The 21,579-nt window shown below is 38.9% G+C and carries 10 protein-coding genes; 1 reads left to right on the top strand and 9 read right to left on the bottom strand.

Annotated features, from left to right (window positions below):
* Nucleotides 1-342: 342 nt before the first annotated feature.
* The 5 genes from NSTC745_RS24870 to NSTC745_RS24850 all read right to left on the bottom strand — a co-directional run bounded on the left by NSTC745_RS24870 (nucleotide 343) and on the right by NSTC745_RS24850 (nucleotide 7,538).
* Complete coding sequence (locus NSTC745_RS24870; RefSeq protein WP_445633348.1) at nucleotides 343-1,458, bottom strand: ATP-binding cassette domain-containing protein; 1,116 nt, start codon at nucleotides 1,456-1,458, stop codon at nucleotides 343-345.
* A gap of 26 nt (nucleotides 1,459-1,484) precedes the next feature.
* The gene (locus NSTC745_RS24865) at nucleotides 1,485-2,681 is read right to left on the bottom strand and encodes an FtsX-like permease family protein (protein WP_445633347.1); all 1,197 of its coding nucleotides are present in this window, start codon (nucleotides 2,679-2,681) and stop codon (nucleotides 1,485-1,487) included.
* 8 nt (nucleotides 2,682-2,689) lie between these two features.
* A complete protein-coding gene (locus NSTC745_RS24860; protein WP_445633346.1) occupies nucleotides 2,690-3,796 on the bottom strand; it encodes an ABC exporter membrane fusion protein in 1,107 nt (368 codons plus the stop codon).
* 374 nt (nucleotides 3,797-4,170) lie between these two features.
* Complete coding sequence (locus NSTC745_RS24855) at nucleotides 4,171-5,826, bottom strand: mechanosensitive ion channel family protein (protein WP_445633345.1); 1,656 nt, start codon at nucleotides 5,824-5,826, stop codon at nucleotides 4,171-4,173.
* A gap of 128 nt (nucleotides 5,827-5,954) precedes the next feature.
* Nucleotides 5,955-7,538, bottom strand: coding sequence for a mechanosensitive ion channel family protein (locus NSTC745_RS24850; protein WP_445633344.1), 1,584 nt, complete (start codon nucleotides 7,536-7,538; stop codon nucleotides 5,955-5,957).
* A 633-nt stretch (nucleotides 7,539-8,171) separates the two neighbouring features.
* Between NSTC745_RS24850 and NSTC745_RS24845 the strand changes: the two genes are divergently transcribed.
* Nucleotides 8,172-9,494: an AAA-like domain-containing protein gene (locus NSTC745_RS24845; RefSeq protein ID WP_445633343.1), complete on the top strand. Its 1,323-nt coding sequence runs from the start codon at nucleotides 8,172-8,174 to the stop codon at nucleotides 9,492-9,494.
* A gap of 24 nt (nucleotides 9,495-9,518) precedes the next feature.
* Here the strand turns inward: NSTC745_RS24845 and NSTC745_RS24840 are convergent, their stop codons facing one another.
* The 4 genes from NSTC745_RS24840 to NSTC745_RS24825 form a co-directional block, all read right to left on the bottom strand.
* Nucleotides 9,519-10,370 carry a Uma2 family endonuclease gene (locus NSTC745_RS24840; protein ID WP_445633342.1) on the bottom strand — a complete coding sequence of 284 codons (852 nt, stop codon included), beginning with the start codon at nucleotides 10,368-10,370 and terminating at the stop codon, nucleotides 9,519-9,521.
* Between the two features lie 159 nt (nucleotides 10,371-10,529).
* Nucleotides 10,530-12,521, bottom strand: a complete 1,992-nt coding sequence (locus NSTC745_RS24835) for an ATP-binding response regulator (RefSeq protein ID WP_445633341.1) — start codon at nucleotides 12,519-12,521, stop codon at nucleotides 10,530-10,532.
* Nucleotides 12,518-18,571 carry an AAA family ATPase gene (locus tag NSTC745_RS24830; protein WP_445633340.1) on the bottom strand — a complete coding sequence of 2,018 codons (6,054 nt, stop codon included), beginning with the start codon at nucleotides 18,569-18,571 and terminating at the stop codon, nucleotides 12,518-12,520. The genes NSTC745_RS24835 and NSTC745_RS24830 overlap by 4 nt, the downstream gene beginning before the upstream one ends.
* A 431-nt stretch (nucleotides 18,572-19,002) precedes the next feature.
* The gene (locus NSTC745_RS24825; RefSeq protein ID WP_445638680.1) at nucleotides 19,003-21,483 is read right to left on the bottom strand and encodes an endonuclease MutS2; all 2,481 of its coding nucleotides are present in this window, start codon (nucleotides 21,481-21,483) and stop codon (nucleotides 19,003-19,005) included.
* Nucleotides 21,484-21,579: the final 96 nt, after the last annotated feature.

Genomic DNA, 21,579 nt, shown 5'->3' with positions numbered 1-21,579 from the left:
TTTTTTACCCTCACTTTAGTTAACTTATGAAAGTCACATTGATTAAAAAACCACACATACTCATTGGCATCCTCATGGTAGCGAATTACGTACTATTCACTATGTTGCTCCAGTATGTTGATAGTATTAATTTGTTATTTGTTAGTTGATATTTTAGTTAGCTGTATAGTTAGCTATAGTTACAATTAGCTCAGTATTAAAATGCGATCGCTACTTCTCAAAGCGATCGCATTAATTCATATCTATTCACCAAAGTAAAAACAAAAGTTGACTGTTGGTGGTTAACGGTCATCTGTCAAAGAATTTGATTCAGGACTTACGCAGTGATAGGAAAAATCAAAGTTAATTCTTGATACTCTTGTAGTAGGATGTTTTGAACTTATCAATCCAGAGCGATTTTATTGCCTGGTAGTTCAAAAATGCATGAGTCATTTTTGAACTGACAACCATTTGATAAAAATCGTAACGATTTATAGTCAAAACTTTAATTGCTGCCTCATTTGTTGCACGTACAGTTGCCGTCCGTTTTGTTTCCCGCAATAACCCTATTTCACCAAAATACGTATTAGGCCCTAATGTTCTTAATACTTTTGATTCGGAATTCGGCAAATCTTGAATGACTTCTACTTTACCTTCAACTAAGATATAAAATCTGTCTGATATTTCACCTTGACGGATAACAATTTCACCCGGTTGAAAGGTCAACATTTGTAATTGGGGAATTAACTCAAATAATTGCTTATCTGTTAAGGTTGGTAAAGTAATAGATAGCTGACCTTGGTAGTCTATATCAAGTTTGCCATCTTCCATACGGACGATGCGATCGCTAGCATTAAAAATACGGCTATCATGGGTGACAATCAAAACCGCGCTTCCTTGTTCTTTAGCTAGTGTCGTCATTAGTTCGGTGACTTCTTGTCCTGTTTGTCTATCTAAAGCGGATGTCGGCTCGTCAGCTAAAAGTAATTGAGGACGGTGGACAAGAGCGCGAGCGATGGCAACCCGTTGTTTTTGCCCGCCAGATATATCCCTTGGATAAGCATTTAGATGCTTTCCTAATCCTACTGCTTCCAAAATTTCCCTACTTTGGCTTCTTGCTTCCTGAGGCTTAAAGTTCTCTTGCAGTTCCAAAGAAACCATCACATTTTGTTGCACAGTCATAAAATCCAGTAAGTTAAAATGCTGAAAAACATAGCCAATTCGGCGCCGTATTTGCATTCGCTGAATTTCATTGGCTCCTTTCAATTCGTGAGCCAAAACTTTGAGACTACCCTCTTGAACAGAACGCATACAGCCAATGAGAGATAATAGCGTTGTTTTTCCGGAACCAGATGCTCCAGTTAAAATAACAACTTCTTTTGGGTAAATCTCCAGATCGATTCCAAATAAAATTTGTTTTTGCCTTTTGCCTTCCTGATAATAATGATTCAGGTTTTTAATTGTGATAATTTGGCTCATAAACCTGATACGATTAATAAAACAATTTACTTAAAAACATCTACCGGATCTGCATCTTTAACTTTTAATAACGAAAGTGCTGCTGATATTAGACAAATTATGCAGACTAATCCCAAAACAAATAATGCTGTTTCTAGAGTCATTTTGATAAATATTTTTGTCACTTTAATTAGGTAGTCATAAGCTATATAAGATGCAATTATGCCTGGAATATATCCAGCAATCACTAAAATTATCGCCTCTTGAAACACCACGGCAATGATAGATTTTTGACTCAATCCCAAAGCCTTTAAGGTTGCATAGTTAGCAAGATTATGTGTGACTTTTACATAAAGTATTTGATAAAGTATAAAAATACTGATAATTACAGCCATAATTAAAATAAACCGAAATATAAAACCCATTGGGGAATTATTTTCGTGAAATATTTTTTCTTGCTCGATCAATTCTGATTTAGAAACCACTTTAATATTTGCCGGAAGATAACTTTTTAATTGTTTAACGGTCTGAGCTATGGCAATATCGGAATTAGAATCTAGCTTTAATTTAATTAAGCCAATATCTATTTTTCTAAAGTCACGTCCAAATAATTCACTAAAAGTCCCAGGACTAACAATAAAGCTAGCATCATAAGCATTATTAACTCCTAATTCAAAGAGTTCAACAACTCTCAGCTTTTGCAATGAACTACTAGTTCCTGCTAAAACTTCTGCCGATGATTCTCCTTTTTCTTTGAATTCAGTAATGATGGAGTTGAATTCATTTCTAGCATTACGGTCGAATAAAGCAAATTTTTGCTTGTTTAGTTTTTCAAGGTTTTCTTTAACTCCGGGTAGGTTTAGTGTTTGTATGTTTGTAGGAATACCTATGACATTTACCCGAATGCGATAAACAGACTGATTTCTGTCATACCATTGAGTTGAAGTAATGTAAAGTGGTGCGACAGATTCAACGTTTTTGATTGCTAGTGCTTGATATAAAGGTCTGGAGGAAAAAGTTACTGGTTGGAGTACAGTTGAAGAGAGAGAGCTAACTAAAACAATATCTGCGTTAAGATTCAAAGTTAATTGCAATGCTCCCTCTAAAAAGGCATTTCTCAATCCCAACTGCATAAAAATAAGAAATGTAATGCAAAGTATTCCCACAATTCCTGCAATCGTTTGATTGCGTTGGTATCTCAATTGCAACCAAGCAATAGGTATTTTTCTCAGTTCATTTACCAAACATCGAATCATTCTTCAAGACCTATTGATACATCAACATTAAGATTCGTCATTGCTGCTACAATACGGCTACTTTCTTGATTTAAAGCAATTTTCACTTCTACTACACGAGCATCCATATTCGTTGAGGAACCGATATCGGATACATTTGCTTTCCCAATTTCTAAACCTAACTGTGAAACTTTTCCAGAGAGTGGTTTAGTGAGACTGGGGCTAGTAATTGTTGCTATTTGCCCTAAATGTACTTTGGGAATATCCGTTTCATAAACTTCTGCAACTACTACCATTTGCGTTGTATTGCCTAAATTGACGATGCCCTGACTTCCCACCATTTCACCAGGAAATGTATGCACTTTGAGGATTTGTCCAGAACGGGGCGATCGCACTACACTTAAGTCTAATTCAGCCTGAGCCTGTACTACTTTTGCTCTTGTTTGTTTGACTTGTGCTTGATATAACTGCACATCTACCGGACGTACTTCTGCCAAACTATTGAGTGAAGCACGCGCTTGATTTACCTGACGTTGCGCTGCTTCCATTTGCAAGCGTTGGCGATCGTATTGGGAAGCCGAAATCGCCCCTTGTGTGTACAAACTGCGATACCGTAACTCTTCTACTTGGGCATTTTTCAATTCTGCTACCAGACGCGCAATTTCCGCTTGCTGAGCCTGTAAATCTCCTTGCTTTGCTCCTGCTTGTACCTGCATCAATTGTGCCTGAGCTACTTTCACATCTTCCTCAGCCGCCTTCACAGCTGCCAGACGACGAGCATAATTATCCAACACTGCTAGCGCTTGCCCAGCCTTCACCCAATCCCCTTGCTTCACCTCTAGTTGTTGGATGCGGGCTGACTCGGTTGAAGCAGGCGGAAATACTTGAATTACTTCTCCTTCTGGTTCTATATGCCCCAAAGCCGTCACCGCCGCGTAGGCGTAGCCAGTCGTAGACATCGCTGGATTTACAACTTCTGGCTGGGGTTTGGCCGTTTCATTCGTCTCTCTTATTCGATATGTTATTAACCAAACCACAGTAATTGTGCCAGCAATTATTGTAGTTATTATTGCTAAAAAATGAGTATATTTTCTATTGCGATCGGGGATAAAAAAAGGCGTCATAATTCCTGCTGTTTCAGTCTTAATGGTAGATATATATGCTTTTATCTCCTGATAAACAGGAGATAAAAACAAAATTATTAGTAAAAATTTTATTTTTTTAGTATATGCTGTAAATATTGTTACTGCAAATTATTTGCTACATGAATATACTGAAAATGAAAAAATCGCTGGCTAGAGTGAGGAAGTCGTCTCCCTCGCTTTAGCCAGCGAGTTTACCACTGACTTTTAATGAAATGACCCAAAACAAAACAAAAATCTCAAATAGTCCTATCTTTAATTCCTTTCTTGAGCAAAAAGAGGAAGGGTTTTGACGTGGTTGTGGGATAAATCTGAAATTGGGCCGCCAAAGACTTGTATGTACACCCTAGATTTCATCATCCTAGTGTGTAAATATAAGCTTGTCTTAAACGCCGTACCATTTCTCGACGCACCTCATTTTGGACGCGGTTACCACGCCGCCAGTGTTCTAATTGAATATTATCAACGTAGAATCTTACAGAAAATTGCATACCAGAGCCTTGGATATCAGTTAGTTGAACTTGTGGTTCTTTCCAGGCAGTATTAGATTCTTTAAAACTGTCATGTAACCATTCAACAAATTTTAATGAGTAGTCATCTAATCTGGTTTCATCTACTCCAGGATTGGAAATTTTTTGAAAAATCTTATTGAGTTTTATTTTCAAAAGTTCAATTTTTTGTTCCCATTCGTCAGGTAAAAGACTTTGGTCTTCAAATACTAAATCAGGGTCTTGAAGCCAAGTTTGATACCATTTACGAATCAAACTAATCAAAGTTGGTTTTCCAGCCTGTTGTTGTTCTTCTAGGCGCGATCGCGCTCGTTTACCTTTACGTTCTGTAATCACCACCAGACCGACAATGTTCAATATTTCCAGATAGTTTTTCTGAATACTTCTTAATTCTTCTGAATTCAAACCTCCCTTTTCTAGCTGTTTAATTTCCAGGGCAAAATATTCAAATGCTTGTTCAAGCTTTTGCAACTGTTCATTAACATCTTTCTCAATTAATAAACGCAGCCGCCCTGCTTCTTTTTTTGAGATTTTATCACCCTCTGCTTCTCTTAATGCCGCGAAATTGTCTAAACATTGCAGTTTTTCATCGATATCACCTAAGGTATCTGGATGCCCAATGATAATTTCTTGCAAAATTTTTGTTGCTACTACTGCATCAGCATCAACTCTGACTGAGACTTTAATTGTGTAAGCATAGTGGGTTGTAGGACGACTCAGATTGACGATATTTTGACCGCCCAATGATGTGTTTGGTACATAGACCTCGCAATGCTCGTTAATCAAATATAGTTTGGTCACCCGGATACCAATTTGTTTGATAATTGCAATTGATCCATCTGGCATGGAGATAACATCTCCAAATTTAAAGGGTGTATCAACTAACAATACCAACCCGCTGAAAAAATCGCTTAAAATATCTTTGATTGCCAATCCCAAAACTACAGTAATGCTACCTATTGCTAAACCGATGCCACTTAAATCAACTCCAAGGGTGCTGAAAAACAGAGAGATTCCAATTATGTATGTGATTACTGGGATAAAGTTTTGCAGTAGTGGAATTAATACGTCATCCCAGACAGCTTCAGTTTTGCGGGCGTAGTCTTTCAAATAAGAAACTGCTGCTTCTGTAAAGAATAGACTTACCAAGTAGGTGAAAGCGGCAATTAGCAAAGCTGTCAGTCCTCGGTCAATCCAATCTATAATTCCTCCTGAACCTAATTGGAACAGGGAAATCTTGAGACTGGCAAAAATAAAAATTGCAATGGTGGGAATTTGTGAAATTGCAAGAATGAGTAGAGCTGTATCTTTTTCTGTACGCCTAAAAAAGACTCGCAGTATATAGAAGAGGAATAAGTAGATGACAAAGAAAACAATTACAGATGCCCCAAATGTATATAAAAAAGCATTGATTTGTGCCCCTGTTGGCACAGTGGGCGGCGCTATTGGTATCGGGGTTTTTGATGTAGATTCTGCCGCTTGGGCAATGAGCGTATAAATCATTTGTTGTTTACCTCAAATCTTAAGTAATTTGAAAGTTTGTTGCTGTCGAAGCATATTTATATTTTCGATTTTTCCTGCAATGGAAAATCCAAAATTCAAAATTAAATGACTCTAAAATTATTAGTAAATTAATCTTCTGTACTTGGAACACCACTAGGAATAACAATTCCTTCACGCAATAGAGTATCTGTAAAAATCTTGCGAAGAATACGCTGGATTTGCAGATGTTTTCCCGGCTTGACTTTTGTCAATGTCCGCAGCAATAAGTTAGACTCACCAAGGTTTTCGATGCCATCCACTTGTGTACCTTCGAGTACATCTGGATAATCTGCTTTTAACTGCTGTCCTACCTCCTCAATTACTTTATAGACATGAGTTAAGTTGGAATCATAAGGAACGCCAACTTCTACTACTGCATAGATGTACTGTTTGGAGTAATTAGTAATTGAGCCAATATTCCCATTCTGAATAATCTGTAATTGACCGTTCGGGTGTCTAACGCGGGTAGTCCTTAGTTCAATTGCTTCGACAATACCTTCGACAATTCTTTCTTCACTTTTTCCAGCCTCGATATAGTCACCGACTAAGTAATAGTTTTCAAACAGAATAAAGAAGCCGCAAACGATATCGTTAATCAGCGTTTGTGCCCCTAAACCGACGGCTATACCGACAATACCTGCACCTGCAAGTATGGGAGTAGGATCGATTTCCAGGGTATAAAGGATCGAAACGATCGCGCTGAAGTAAATGAAGTATTGTAAGAAACTACGGAATAGAGGAACGAGGGTCAAGCGTCTACTTCTTTGAATGTCATTTAGATTCTGGTTTTTAAACAGCACCTCTTCAATAAATAAGTAGACGACCTCAAACATTACACGACTAATAAAGATGATGGCGATGATTTTGATGATTCGCGGGCCAAAAGCTGCTACGTTGGCAATTAACTGCACTTGTTGAATTACCAATGTTGCCATGCAGACATAAATTACAAATTCTAGACACCGCTTTAAAAAGGGTATCAGGTGTCGGAGGCGATCGTAGAATCTCAGGAGGTTATCAGGGCTAGAGTATCTGAGGCTCAAAGCATCTAGGCTATCAACTAACACTGCAACTGCTTTGAGTATTAGCAAACCGACGGCGATAATTAGATAAATCCGTAGTGCAATGTAGAGATATTGCGAAACTACTGGTGGCAATTTCAGAAATTCTGCACACAAAATCGCAGCCCACAGCCAAATTCCACCAGTGACTCTTTGATTGAGGGCGTTGAAGAAACCATCAATACTTTCATCGTCAGCAGTACTTCTTTCTAAATTCTTGGCGCGGGTGTTAGCTACCTTCAAGGAATAATTGACAAATGTCACCGCAATCGCCGCTACAATCAATACGCCAATACTTTTAGCTATACCAATTCCTAGAGCTGTCCAAAATTCTAATGGAATACGGCGAATTATAGTTAGTGTGTATTTCTGTAGGTTTTCTCCACGATAAATTAAATAACCATTAGCACCTACAATCAGAATAGACAATACCAAACAAGCAAGTAATAGTAACCCTGTGATGTTGCGTCGTAGGGTTTTGATACTCTTATCGTCACTTCTCAATATAGAGGATTTAATAGACAGCTTAAATGTCTTACTTACAAGCCAGTTGATAAGTAAGAACACAAATATTATGAGGCTGACTTCAGCGACAATAATTAATATGTTCATCTTTAATCATAGAATTTGAATAATTTTAGACAATATCCAAATGGATAGATGTTAATTATTTCATATCATTATATTTTGTCAATCTTTTAATATTTAATAGAAATTTATTCATTCGATCTATGTAAATAGGCTTTGCTGTTACTAAATATCTTTTAAATATTTTATGTATGCAATTATTAATTTAACTAAAATAATATGTTTTCTGCGACAACTAAAGCAGAATCTTCAATATTTTTGTACTAATTATTTTGCATTGAGAGTATTATTAAATTAAACCAGAAATTAAGTAAAGAGAAAATTGTTGCCTAATTTTCGTCAAGATATGGCTGGAGCTACAAAAATTACCTACATTTTGTATCTGATAAGCGTATAAATCAAATAATTCATTAGTATAAATAATAAGGTTGTTTCGTTTATCGATCTCATATATCGTGTTAAAAGCGGCTTATTTGCTGTACAAATAGTAAATTATACCTATCACATAAAAACATAATTGTCAATACTTGCTTTGTAGGTTTTTGAAAAAATATACTACTGTTAACTCTAAAACATAGCCGAATATTAACTACATTTTGGGTTGTCGGAGTTGCCTAGATCTCAATCAAGGTGAAAAGCTGCCTACGCATCTAGAAAATGAACATCGAGCAAGTGCTACAAATTCTATCAGTCAGCCAAAAAAAACCTTTGACACCCCTGCAAGAATTAGTGTTGCGCTCGTCCTGGGAGGGAAAAACTTACAACCACATGGCAGGTGAAGTTCACTATGGGGCACAAAGTATTAGAGAAGTAGCTTCCCAGTTGTGGCACGTACTTAGTAAAATTTTTGGAGAACGAATTAGCAAAGCTAACTTCCGCCACACCCTAGAGGTACGCCTCCTCACCAAAGCACAACAGCAACAGATTGAAAAACACGCCAGCAGTACCGTTACTACCCTAGAATTTCCCAGCGGCCCAGTCATGCTATCTTCCCGGTTTTATATCCCTCGTCCGCCAATTGAGGAATTTGCCTACAAAGAAATTACTGAACCGGGATGTGTTATTCGCATCAAAGGCTCTAGCCAGATGGGAAAAAGCTCTCTGATGATACGCATTATTGATTACGCTGCATCCGTTGGCTATCGCAGCGTAAACTTGGATTTTCAGCAAGCAGACTCAACGGTATTTTGCAACCTTGATAAATTTTTACGTTGGTTTTGTGCCAACATCAGTAGTAAGCTAGAGCTAGAATCCAAACTCGATGAGTATTGGGATGAAGATATCGGCAGCAAAGTTAGCTGCACCAACTACTTTCAAAGGTATTTGCTAGAATATCTTACTTGTCCCTTTGTTTTGGCATTAAATGAAGTAAATCGTGTGTTTGAGTATCCAGCGATCGCTCAAGAGTTTTTACCCTTGTTGCGTTCTTGGCACGAGCAAGCTAAGCAAATAGAAATTTGGGAAAAACTCCGGCTGCTTGTGGCTTATTCAACAGAAATTTATATTCCTTTAAAGCTAAACCAATCACCGTTTAATATCGGATTACCGCTAAAGTTGCCCTCATTTACAATCAAGCAAGTGCAGGATTTAGCACAGCGTCATGGGCTAGATTGGAGAGATGGTAAACAAGCCAAGCAACTGATGTCAATGGTAGGGGGACATCCCTATTTAGTGCGCCTAGCTTTGTATCACGTTTCTCAGGGAAAAGTTACCTTAAAGCAGCTATTACAACAAGCTCCCACGGAATCAGGAATTTATAACGACCATTTACGACGGCTGTTAACAGCACTCCAGGAGGAGCCAGAATTGAGTGCTGCGATTAAAAAGTTAATTGCTGCACAAGATATAAAATTAGAATCTATGCTTGCTTATAAATTAGAAAGTATTGGGCTGATAAAACTTGAGTGCGATCGCGCTAAATTTTCCTGTGAATTGTATCGTTTGTATTGTGAATCAGCAAATTTAGGTAGTTTTGAATAAAATAGCAGGCAATTGCCATTTTTCTCACGATTCAGATGGAGGTATCAATGGTGCGATCGCCGATGCATCCAGACCTGTAATGTTAACTACCTGTTCGGCCGTCATCCCACCCGCCAGCAAGTTGCGTGCCGTTTGTAATAACTGCGACTCTGCTCTTTCGGCTCGTTGGCGTTCCTGTTCGGCTCGTTGATGTTCCTGTTCGGCTCGTTGTCGTTCCTGTTCGGCTCGTTGGCGTTCCTGTTCGGCTCGTTGGTATTCTTGTTCTTCAGGTGTTGGCAGTAATTCTCCCTCCAAAGTTGCCCAGCGCAGCCAAGTTGCATCAATTCCTTTGTAATTTCCCTGCCAGCGCTGCAAGGCTAACCCTAAGGATTCGCTCACCAATTGATGGCGATCGTTGATAACTAAGGGTTGGTAAACTCTTTGCTGGATAGAAAAGCCCGCCCAATCATCTGGGTTAAACGGGTCATACCAGAAATATTCTGGCACGCGCATTTGATTTTGATAAATCAGCTTTTTCTCGTTTTTGTCTGCGGTGGCTGTACTTTCAGAAAGCAACTCAATAACAACATCCGGGGCTTTTCCTTCTTCCCAAACCACCCAACTTTTGCGTTCGCCTTGAGGGACACCCAACACCACAAAAAAGTCCGGCCCTCTAAAATCTTGGTTTCGCACCTGCGCCAGACTATAGTAGACAAACATATTGCCACCAACAAATCCATCTTCTCGGTGTGACAGCCAAGGGATTAAGCCATCTATCAGCAAGTCCATCTGAACTTTGTGCCGTGCGCTTTCCATTGGGACACCATCATCAAAAGGAAGTTCTGCTTGGGTGGGTGGAATTTCAATTAGAGGTGCAGGTAGGGTGGTTTCTGACATGGCTGTTTATCAGTAGGGTAGCCCGCAGCGAATATATCTATGGTACTTGAAATAATCCTTAAAGTACCGAGTTTACAGGATTTCGGATTGAAATTAGGAAAATATCACGGTAAGTAAAAGCGATCGCCTCCATCAAATTTGATGGGTTAGCGTGTTAGGTCAAGCCTTAACCGTATCCTTTGGGTTTGAGGCTTTCTCTACAAGAATACTGTGTAAGGTCTGCAATAACTCCTTGGTTGTGTATGGCTTAGGGATAAACTTTTTAACTCCAGGTATTTTAGTTAGTTTATCGTTAGCATTCAGACCGCTAACAGCCACAACCTTGACCTGGGAATTCATTTTTTGTAACGTACTAATGGCAATGGCACCATCCATTAATGGCATCATCATATCCATCAGCACTAGGTTGATTTCGTCTTCGTGTCGAGCATAGAGGGCGATCGCTTCAATGCCATTACTCGCTGTCATGACTCTGTAATTGTAAGTTTCTAAAGAAATTTTGGTTGTTTCTAAAATTTCGCTTTCATCATCAACTACTAAAATTAATTCTCCGTTACCTTTGAGCAATTCCAGGTCTTGTCCTTGTGATGTTTTTGCTACTTCTACTGCTGGCAAGTAAACTTTAAATTGACTACCTCTAGCAAGCTGACTAGCTACAGTTATAAAACCCCCATGACTTTGGATGATACCCCTAACAGTAGACAGGCCCAATCCTGTACCCTTGCCAATATCTTTAGTAGTAAAGAACGGCTCGAAGATTCTGTCAAGGATCTCTGAAGGCATCCCGATGCCTGTATCTGCAACGGTAATCATAATGTAAGCACCCACACGGGCATCAAGATTCATGCGTGCATACTGTCGATCGATAAAGAGATTTTCCGCAGAGATTTTAATCTGACCACCTCTAGGCATAGCATCACGAGCATTAACTACTAAGTTCATCAGTAGCTGATGTAGGTGCGTTGGATCGCTAATTACAGCCCAAAGTCCTGGCTGAATATCTACTGCCAATTCAATCGATTTTGGAAAAGTTTCTTGGACAATTTGCTGAATTTCTGAGAACAGATGGTTCACTTGCACAATGGTACGCTGTCCTTCGACTCCTCGCGCAAACTGCAAGACTTGTTTCACCAAAGCAGCCCCACGTTTAGAATTATTTTCTATGGTTTGCAACATCTGTTGATTGCGCTCATTGGTATCAGACATTTTGAGTTGCAACAGTTGTGCTGCTGTCAAAATGGGAGTCAGTATATTGTTGAGATCGTGAGCGATGCCACTAGCTAAAGTACCAATACTTTCTAAACGTTGTGCCCGCAAAATTTGATTTTCTAAATGTTTTTTTTCAGTAATATCAGTATTTACCGTTAAAATTGATTTTGGTTCACCGTTGCGATCGCGCATTAAAGTCCAACGACTGGCAACAATAATATCTTTTCCTTGTTTATTAACCTGATGCAATTCGCCTTGCCAAAAACCAGATTCAGCTATACTTGCAGAAATATTTTGAATTTGAGATAAGCTTTCTGGTGGATATAAAATCTGGTTGATATTCATACCAATTACATCCGCAGCTTTCCAGCCATACAAATCCTCAGCCCCTTTGTTCCAAAAACGGATTTGATTGACAAAATCTTTGACAATAATTGCATCGCTGGTAATATCTAATAAAGCAGCTTGTTCGCGGATTTTTTCTTCAACTCGCAAGCGTTCGGTAATTTCATTTTCCAAGCGTAAATTTTGTTCTTGCAGTGTTTTTGTGAGAGTTCGCAGCTTGAGATGAAGTTGAATTCTGGCTAAGACTTCTTGATGTTGGAGTGGTTTGGTAAGGTAATCGACTGCACCCAGTTCAAAGCCTTTGACTTTATCCACTGTTTCGGAAAGCGCAGTCATGAAAATAACAGGAATATCTTGTGTTAATTCACTGCTTTTTAAAAGACGGCAGGTTTCAAAACCGTCCATTCCTGGCATGAGGATGTCTAACAAAATTAAGTCGGGTGGGGCATATTCCGCTCTGGCGATCGCACTTTCGCCGTCTTCAGCAATCAAAACCGTAAATCCTGCTTGACCTAAAAAATCAAACAGCATTTCTAAATTGATGGGAGTGTCATCAACAATTAAAATCACACTCGATTTATTAACATCATTTTTCATACGCCCTCAAAATACTTTTGGAGAAACTCCAATATTTGTTTTCCTTTAAAACCTTTAGCCAGTTGATATAAATGAGTAGCAAAAGGCTGCAACTCCTCATCTATTTCTTCTAGTTTTACTGCTCGTTCAGCAATGCTTCTTAAATCACCCCGCATAGCTAAATCTAGCAAAATTGCCAATTCACTTGCTGAAGGAGGGACAATAAGAGTCTGAGATGTTAAGTGTAAAGTATTAGTCGGACTTTTGTTTTCGTCCTTCATCTTTCTTACCTTACCTTTATCTTCATATACCCATTCTAATCCTAAGTGAACCTGTAACTTTTCTAAAAGTTCTGCTTTCTTAATTGGTTTCGCCAGAAAATCATCACACCCTACTTTCCGACTTTCATGCCGATCGAATTCAAAGACACTAGCTGAGACAGCAATCACTATCACTTCCTTAAAGTTTTGTAGCACTCTGAGGCGGCGGGTAGCTTCAAATCCATCCAAATTTGTCATTACCAAATCCATAAAAATCAAGTTTGGCTGACATTTAGGAACTTTCCGAAGACAATCTAGACCATCAGTTGCTTCTACAACTTCAAAACCTAGAGGTTCTAAGATATTAATCAATACAGACCGATTTTCCCATTTATCGTCTACTACCATAATTTTGCGTCTAGCGCCTACAAAACCAATAATGTTAAGTTCATTAACATTATTTTTTGTGCTTTGAACGACTTCTGGTAATTCCAAATCTAGCCAAAAAATGCTACCTTTACCTAATTCACTGGCGACATATAATTCACTCCCCATCATCTGAACCAATTGGCGGCTAATAGACAACCCCAATCCAGTACCTTCTGTCTTGAGGCTATCTTCACCTACTTGCTTGAAAGGTAAAAATATCTCTTCTAATTGCTCTGTAGCAATCCCAATTCCTGTATCTTCTACTTGAAATCGAATTTTGGAATTTAATAACTGCTCTGCAAGTTTCTCTGTATTAATTATCCACTCCCCATGCTGAGTTACATAGCCTACTTTAAAAGTAATGCTACCTTTTTTTGTAAACTTAACTGCATTACTTAATAAATTAATTAAAACTTGACGTAGGCGCTTATCATCGGCACAAATGAGATTAGGTAGCGGATAAAAAGGTTGGTAGATTAAGCTAATTCCCTTACTTTCAGCCCGAATTCGACAAATTTCTACTATTCCTTCTAAAAAAGACGGCAAATGAAACTCTTGTAAATAAAGCTCCATTTTTCGAGCTTCTATTTTGGAGATGTCTAAAATATCATTAATTAGTGTTAGTAGATGTTCGCCACACTGATGTATAATATTTATGCCATTTTTTTGTTGAGCAGTTAAAGATGTATCTGCTTGGAAAATTTGAGTGTAACCCAAAATACCATTGAGTGGAGTTCGGAGTTCATGACTCATGTTAGCAAGAAATTCACTCTTGGCACGGTTGGCAGATGCAGCTATTTCTTCAGCTTTTTGGCGATCGCTAATTTCTTGTTGTAATTGTAAATTTTTATCTTGTAATTCGAGAGTGCGCTCTTTAACTTTTATTTCTAATGTCCGATTATATTCTTCTAAATCATTATAGAGACGGGCATTTTGTAACGAAATTGCAGCTTGTGATGATAAAAGTTGCAAAACTTCTAATCGTTCCGGTGTAAAAGCCCCAGCAATCAATTTATTTTCTAAGTAAAGAATGCCAATCAATTTACCTTGATGAATTATCGGAATACATAAAATAGATTTTGGTTTGTACTGAACGATATAGCTATCTGTGGTAAACCCCCCCTCAGAGGTAGCATCGTTGAGTACAATATTTTCCTGAGTCTGATATACATAATTAATGATATATATAGGTAATTGCTGACTTAATTCTACAGGTCTTGATTGCTGTACATTAATTTCAGTTTCACCAAACCTACCTGAAGCTTCTATAAATAATTTACCCGACCTCTCTAAAATTAAAAACCCTGTTTCTGCCCCAGCATTTTCTAACACAATCTGCATCCATTTTGCTAGCAGCTTTTCAAAAACAATTTCACCAGAAAGAGCTTGTGAAGCTTTAATAACTGTTGCTAAATCAAAAGATTCGCTAATACTTGGATTCAGAGAGTTGATAAGTTTGTTCTTTTCTGGTTTGTGAATTCTTTGTTCTGACAGCCGCGCAAAAATTTGAGTATATTTTACTTCTAAGTCTCTCAGCTTTGTTGTTGCTCCCCAATTACTATATCCATAGTAAGCATCAGTCAGGTAAGTCTGAGCTATCTTTTCTTTACTGCATTGAAAATAAAACTTTGCTGCTAGTTCATTGGCAAGAGCCTCTTCCTGGATGTATCCTTGTTCCTTAGCTCCAGCAATTGCTCGGTCATAATATTCCATCGCTTGCCAATGTTGCCCTAATACTCGCGCCTTCTCTGCCTCTACAAGCTCATATTTATGCTGAAAATTCATTGGGGCATTGTTGACCCAGATTTGCATTTTTTCTTGATTCTTAATAACTTTATTTAATAGATGTTTTTGGCGAGCATCTGGCGCTAATTGGTAAATTGCTAGTTGTACTAAAGACTCATAGAAATGAAATACTGGCACATGAAAAAATCCTTTAACTCCATCTAAATACTGTTCGGCTTGCAGTGCATTTTGCGCTGCTTGTTGGTAGTCACCAAATAAATAGCAAAGGATCAGTTTGTTTAAATAAAAGTAGTGAAGTCCAGTTCTAGCGTTAGCTGTTTCCAGCAGTGGCAATGATTCGTCTTCGTTGTATACTTCACCCATTAGACGACACTGATTTTCACAAGGCCGGAGCAAGTTCAAAACTGACTGATGAAAGATTGCATTCCAACTTAAGGGATTTTCCTGTTTAAGTTGAGCTAGAACATCACTGATTTTTGCTATTTCTTTTTCCAGTATTGGCAATTCTTCGCCAATGAAATATAAATGGTGACATTTTTGTACCGCAGCATAACAACCGTATTCAAACTGTCCGTTTTCTAACCCACTAGAGTAGGCATTTTCCAAAAATGGTAACGTTTCCCTAGCATGGACTTTGCCATGCATCGTACATGATGCAGCTACAAAAAATATGCTTGTTTTTAATTCTAAAATATTTAGCTTTTCGACTAAGCTTAATGCTAATTTACCAAATTTATAAGCTGAATCTATATCTTGAATAATGCTATTTAAAATTACTCCATAACAAACATAACTATAAGCAGAAAAAGATGCATTTCCATAAAGTATAGATAAATTTACTTGTTCGCATATCACCAACGGAAACAATGCAGGAGCAGCTTGATAGGTAGGCGAACCCATACAAGTTAGCATCCTGATAGCTGCTAACTTATCTATATCTGTCATTAACGGTAGGTTAATCAGGTCTTCTATTTTTTTTGTAGCTAAATTAGTAGCTGTTTCATTGAGAGTTTGCTGAATGTCTGACAAGCTAGGTGACGCGGGAAAACTAATACCTAACAATTCTAGGGCTTGTAAACCAATTTTCGATGCTTCAAGCGGTCTGAGTTGCGCCATACAAGCTTGGATTTTTACCTCATAGATTTTCATTTTATGGAGTGGAATTTTTGCTTCCTGTAGAACAAGGTTCGCCCATTTCTCCATTTGTACAAAATCACCATTGAGGTACGCTACTTCTACCGCTGATTCATAAATTGATAATGTTAATTCGTATTGGTTTTGCCAGCTATTTACTGTTAATAACCTTAAACCTTCTTTTAAATAGCGCATAGCCGACTCATAGGCTGCTGCTGCTTTTGCTTTCTGCCCTGCTATGAGATTAAGTTCAGCTAGCTCATATCTATCTGATTCTAAAGTTAATAAATCAATGCCATGATTTAAATTATTTACTAAATAAAAGACATTTTCTTTTCGATCTTCGAGCAAAGTTTGTTGGAGAATCAATTGCCCAATTTTCAGATGAGTTGCTTTTTTTTCAACGTCTGGAATCAAAGAATAAGATGCTTGCTGTACGCGATCGTGCAAAAATTTGTATGCAATTATTTGCTGTTCTTCTAAATCCTCACTAACAACTAGGGGTATTTTATAGGATGAGTCTATGGGTAAAACTAAACCTGCTTGCAAAGCTTCCCATAGCTCTTTGGCTGTTTCTGATAAAGATTTTTGATTAACAATGCTCAAAATATCTAAAGTAAATTTATCGCCTATGCAAGCAGCTAATTTTAAAACTTTCTGTGTCGCTGGTAATAGTTTTTGAATTTGATTAACCATTAATTCAACGACATTATCAGTAATATCAATCTCTTGAATCAGTTCAATATTCCACTCCCAACAACCTGTATCAAAATTAAAAAATAACAAGTTATCTTGGTAAAGAGATTTAAGTAGCTGCGTTACAAAAAATGGATTGCCTTGGGTTTTGTGCAATACTAAATCAGCTAGTTCCTGTGACTTTTCTAGACAAATACGCAGTGTATCGTTAATTAATTGCTTGATATGCCAAATTTCCAAAGGCTGGAGAACAATATTGTTAACATTTGCACCAGATTTTTGCAATTCTTCTAGAGTTAATATTAATGGATGACTCGGAGTCACCTCGTTATCTCGATATGCTCCTATTATTAATAAATGTTTACTCTCAGGGTCATTAATCAGCAATTGAATTAACTTGAGGGAAGCTGCATCTGCCCACTGTAAATCATCTAGAAAAATTACCAGTGGATGTTCGGCTTGAGAAAATACATGAATAAATTGTTGAAATAATCTATTAAAGCGGTTTTGAGCTTCATTAATTCCTAGTTCTGGTATTTCCGGCTGAGAGCCGATAATTTTTGCGACATCGGGAATAACATCGATCAGAACTTGACCATTAACACCAACTGCTTCTAAAATTTTTGTTTTCCAGTTTGTTATTTTGACAGCATTTTCTGTTAATAACTGTCGCATTAATTCTTGAAAAGCTTGAATTAATGAAGCATAAGGTATATTGCGTTTATACTGGTCAAACTTTCCTGAAATAAAATAGCCGCGCTGGCGAATTATGGGTTTATGAACTTCATTTACTAGGGAAGATTTACCAATACCAGAATAACCACTAACTAGCATTAACTCAGTTGCACCAGAACTAACTCGCTCAAAGGCATCGAGCAATTTGGTAACTTCTCGCTCTCGACCGTAAAGTTTTTGGGGAATCAGAAATTGGCTATATAAATCAAGTTGACCAACAACAAAATTTTCAATTTTACCAGTTGTTTGCAGTTGGCGCAAACATAGTTCTAAATCAGCTTTTAGTCCTAAGGCATTTTGATATCTTTCCTCAGCAGTTTTAGCTAATAATTTCATGACAATATCAGAAACTGCTAGCGGTATTTTGGCATTTAATTCGTGAGGCGGAACTGGGATCTTAGCAATGTGTGAGTGAACTAATTCTAAAGGATCGTTTGCGACAAAGGGCAACTCGCTAGTTAGCATTTCGTAGAATGTTACGCCTAAGGAGTAAAAATCGGTTCGATAGTCTATTGAGCGGTTCATTCTCCCAGTTTGCTCAGGTGACATATAAGCTAGGCTACCTTCTAGCAAATTGAGATCGTTAACTATCTGATTTTCTCTAGATAAGCGTGATGCAATGCTAAAGTCGATAATTTTTATTTGACCCGTGTTGGAATTGATGAGAATATTATGAGGTTGAATATCTTTATGAATAAGATGATTTTGATGTAGTTGATATAGAGTTGTAGCTAGTTGAATAGCAATTTGCAAAAAGTTGTTGAGTTTTAAATTGTGCCTGCTAATAATATCCTTGAGTGTTTCTCCCTCAAAATCTTGCAAAATAAGTGCAACACCATTTTGCGTGCTTTCTAAGGCTAGAGGTTGAATAGCTCCTTCTATTTCCAAAGATTGCAGTATTTGATACTCGTGCCTTATCTGGGCAATTTGTTCTATGGTGGGATATTCAGCTTTTAGAGTTTTGATAATTACTGAAGTTTGTTCTGATTCTTTGAAAGCACGGTAGATGCAGCTGTTTATGCCATCAAAAATAACTTCGATCGCGTTGTAATCGGCAAGGATAATACTCATATTTTTTTTGTCACTTGAGTGACATCAATTCTTAAATCAGCTAAAAAAACTCATTGTGTTACTAAAAAGGATTGTTTAAATAATTCCAAAATCATTTTGATAAGTTTTTGCTAGTTTTTTGGATGTTTAGGGTAAATAATTTTATTTATCCGCTGACTCGCCCGACTACTATTATTTTAAATTTTTGTGATGCAATCTGCGGATTTTCAATTGATCTTCTGTAAGTTTTATTTATGATTTTTATCCCAGTGTTTAATTTTACTGCCATTTAAATTAGAAAATGTCATTAATTTTTGACATATTAATAAGCGTCAGATTTATTTATGCGATCGAAAGTAAAGGAAAGTAAAGCTTTAATGCGATAATTTATTGAAAACGTAAAAGCGATCGCCCCCAACATCAACCAAAGGTGCAATCGCTTTTATCTTTGTTCAATTTATATGCGCGATGGTAACACCACTCCCGCCATCTGCTTGTTCTGCGGCTTCGTAGCTGTTAACTCTCGGATGCTGGTGCAAAAAGGCGTGGACGCCTTGTCGCAATTTACCAGTTCCGTGTCCGTGAATAATCCATATCGGGCCTGTAGCTTCCGAAATAGCTTTATCGAGAATCAATTCGGCATCAGCTACCCGCTTACCACGCAAATCAACGGTATTTCGCGAGGTGCGAATTGCCGGGACATTTTGCGGTGGTGGTGTAACTGCGGCTGGGGCTGGTTTAGGTTTAACGACTGGTTCGGCTTTTTGCCCATCTAAGGATTCTACATCTTGCAACTTCACAGTCATTTTCATCAGCCCAAACCGAACGCTTAACTCTCCATCTGCGTCAGGTGCCGTTAACACTTCTGCTGTCTGTCCCAGCTTGGGAACGCGGATGCGATCGCCTACTTTCGGCATAAACCCAGGTTTTGGTTTTGCTGGGGTTGCTGGTTGATATTGCTGGGCAATTTGATTTAATGCGTTAGTTGCTTGCTGGGCGTCTTGGGCTGTTGGCGTACCTTTTTGCAGGCGGCGGATCACTTGGGCAATTTCATTTTTTGCCTGGGCGATCGCTTGTTGCACTGCTACTTCTTGTGAAGCCCGCAAAGTGCTTTCCCTCTCCTCCAAGGCCGCGGCTTTAGCAGATACTTGTTTATACAAACGTTCCGCTTCCTGCAACAAATTTTGAGCTTCCGCAGCTTTGGTTTCTTGGCGGCGGCGTTGGGCTTCTAACCCAGCAATTACTTGATTAACTTCATCTGTTGCCTCTCCCACTTGGGTTTTCGCCTGTTCTACCACTTCTGGCTTCAATCCCAAGCGCAGCGCAATTGTTAAAGCATTAGAACGCCCTGGTATTCCCCACAGCAAACGGTAAGTAGGCGAGAGAGTACTTTCGTCAAATTCTACAGAGGCATTTTCAAACCGCTCATCATCATATTTCAGGGCTTTGAGTTCGCCAAAGTGAGTGGTAGCAATAGTTAGCTGGGCGTGATTAGCGAGATATTGCAACAGGGCGATTGCCAGGGCGCTACCCTCAGCTGGATCGGTACCTGCACCAACTTCATCGAGTAAAACTAGGGATTGGGGATTGGGTATTGGGGATTGGGGATTAGGGATTGGCTGAGTAGGAGAGGTGGGGTGGTGAGGTAGTGGGGTGGTAGCAGTAGTTTCGCCCATCTCCCCATCTCCCCATCCCCCCATCTCCTTATCACCAGTCCCCAGTAAAGAGTCCCCAGCCTCCAATGCTTCCAAAATCCGACTAATCCGCCGGATGTGCCCGGAGAATGTGGATAAACTTTGCTGTAAAGATTGTTCATCGCCAATATCTGCCAGCACTTTGTCAAACCAAGGAATTTCCACTGGTTCGCGGGCGGGGACAAATAAACCCACTTTGGCCATCAATGCTGCTAACCCTAGAGTTTTTAGGCTAACAGTTTTACCACCTGTATTTGGCCCGGTAATCGTCACTACCCGAATGTGAGGACTGATAAGTAAATCCACCGGAACTACTGGCTGCCCTTGTTCGTGCTGTTGCTGCCATACTAACAGGGGATGACGCAAGTTCCGCAAAGTAATCATTTCATTTTCTTGCGGCTGAATGAATCGCGGGGGGTTGGCTCCTAACCAGTAACTATACCGAGATCTAGCGGTTGCTAAATCTAAAGTGGTGACAATTGCTAGCAATCTTTCCAAATCTAATTTGACTGCGGCTACTTGCTCGGTCAAAGCGCGGCGAATTGCTTCTTCTTCCGCTTGCTCTCTCCTAACGATTTGCCGCAGTTGGTTGCCCAGAGGTACGATGGAATTCGGTTCGATGTAGAGCGTTGCACCGCTGGTGGAGGTATCGTGAACGATACCGGGGATGGCGTCTTTCTGGGGTGCTTTGACAGGGATTACATAGCGATCGCCCCGTTGGGTAATAATCTGTTCTTGAACTGCGCCAGATTTTGCCTGTATTATATTTTGCAGCTTTTGGGTAATTTGCGTGCGTACTCGCCGCAAATCTGTGCGAATTTCGCCGAGTTTTTGACTGGCGCGGTCGGTTACCTGCCCGCGTTCGTCGATACAGCGGTGAATTTCCTGTTCTAGTTCTGGGTAAGTCCGCAAATCGGCAACTAAATCAGTGAGGATTGGCAAATCTTCCTGATTGTCAATCACACGGCGCAAATTTCTTGCACCAGCCAAGGTGGTGGCGATCGCTAAGAGTTCATCTCCTGCCAAAATTCCGCTGCGTTCTGCCCGTTCTAAGGAGTCACCTATATCTTGAATTCCCTCAAATGACAGTCCTGTAGTCAGGCGACTTTCCAGCTGATAGACTTCTTTGGTTTGCTCTAATAACTGTTCGCTTTCTATTTGAAAATCAGGTATTTTCAGATGACGCGCGGCTATAACACCCAATTTAGTTGCCGCGAAGGTGGAAAGGTGCTGGCACAAACGATGCCATTCTAATAGTTCTAAGGTTTCAGATTGGATCAAGGCTTCAACGTCTAATCTGAAACTATCGTAACAATTCTAGCCCCTTGATGGGTA

The sequence above is a fragment of the Nostoc sp. DSM 114161 genome (genome assembly GCF_052692665.1).
The sequence above is the reverse complement of the archived record's forward strand: the minus strand, read 5'-3'. Positions and strand labels throughout refer to the sequence as shown.

Excerpts from the sequence above, each read along its gene's own strand:
- NSTC745_RS24860 (WP_445633346.1), bottom strand. The coding sequence starts at position 3,796 with ATGACGCCTTTTTTTATCCCCGATCGCAATAGAAAATATACTCATTTT.
- NSTC745_RS24850 (WP_445633344.1), bottom strand. The coding sequence starts at position 7,538 with ATGAACATATTAATTATTGTCGCTGAAGTCAGCCTCATAATATTTGTG.
- NSTC745_RS24845 (WP_445633343.1), top strand. The coding sequence starts at position 8,172 with ATGAACATCGAGCAAGTGCTACAAATTCTATCAGTCAGCCAAAAAAAA.
- NSTC745_RS24830 (WP_445633340.1), bottom strand. The coding sequence starts at position 18,571 with ATGAGTATTATCCTTGCCGATTACAACGCGATCGAAGTTATTTTTGAT.
- NSTC745_RS24840 (WP_445633342.1), bottom strand. The coding sequence starts at position 10,370 with ATGTCAGAAACCACCCTACCTGCACCTCTAATTGAAATTCCACCCACC.
- NSTC745_RS24870 (WP_445633348.1), bottom strand. The coding sequence starts at position 1,458 with ATGAGCCAAATTATCACAATTAAAAACCTGAATCATTATTATCAGGAA.
- NSTC745_RS24835 (WP_445633341.1), bottom strand. The coding sequence starts at position 12,521 with ATGAAAAATGATGTTAATAAATCGAGTGTGATTTTAATTGTTGATGAC.
- NSTC745_RS24855 (WP_445633345.1), bottom strand. The coding sequence starts at position 5,826 with ATGATTTATACGCTCATTGCCCAAGCGGCAGAATCTACATCAAAAACC.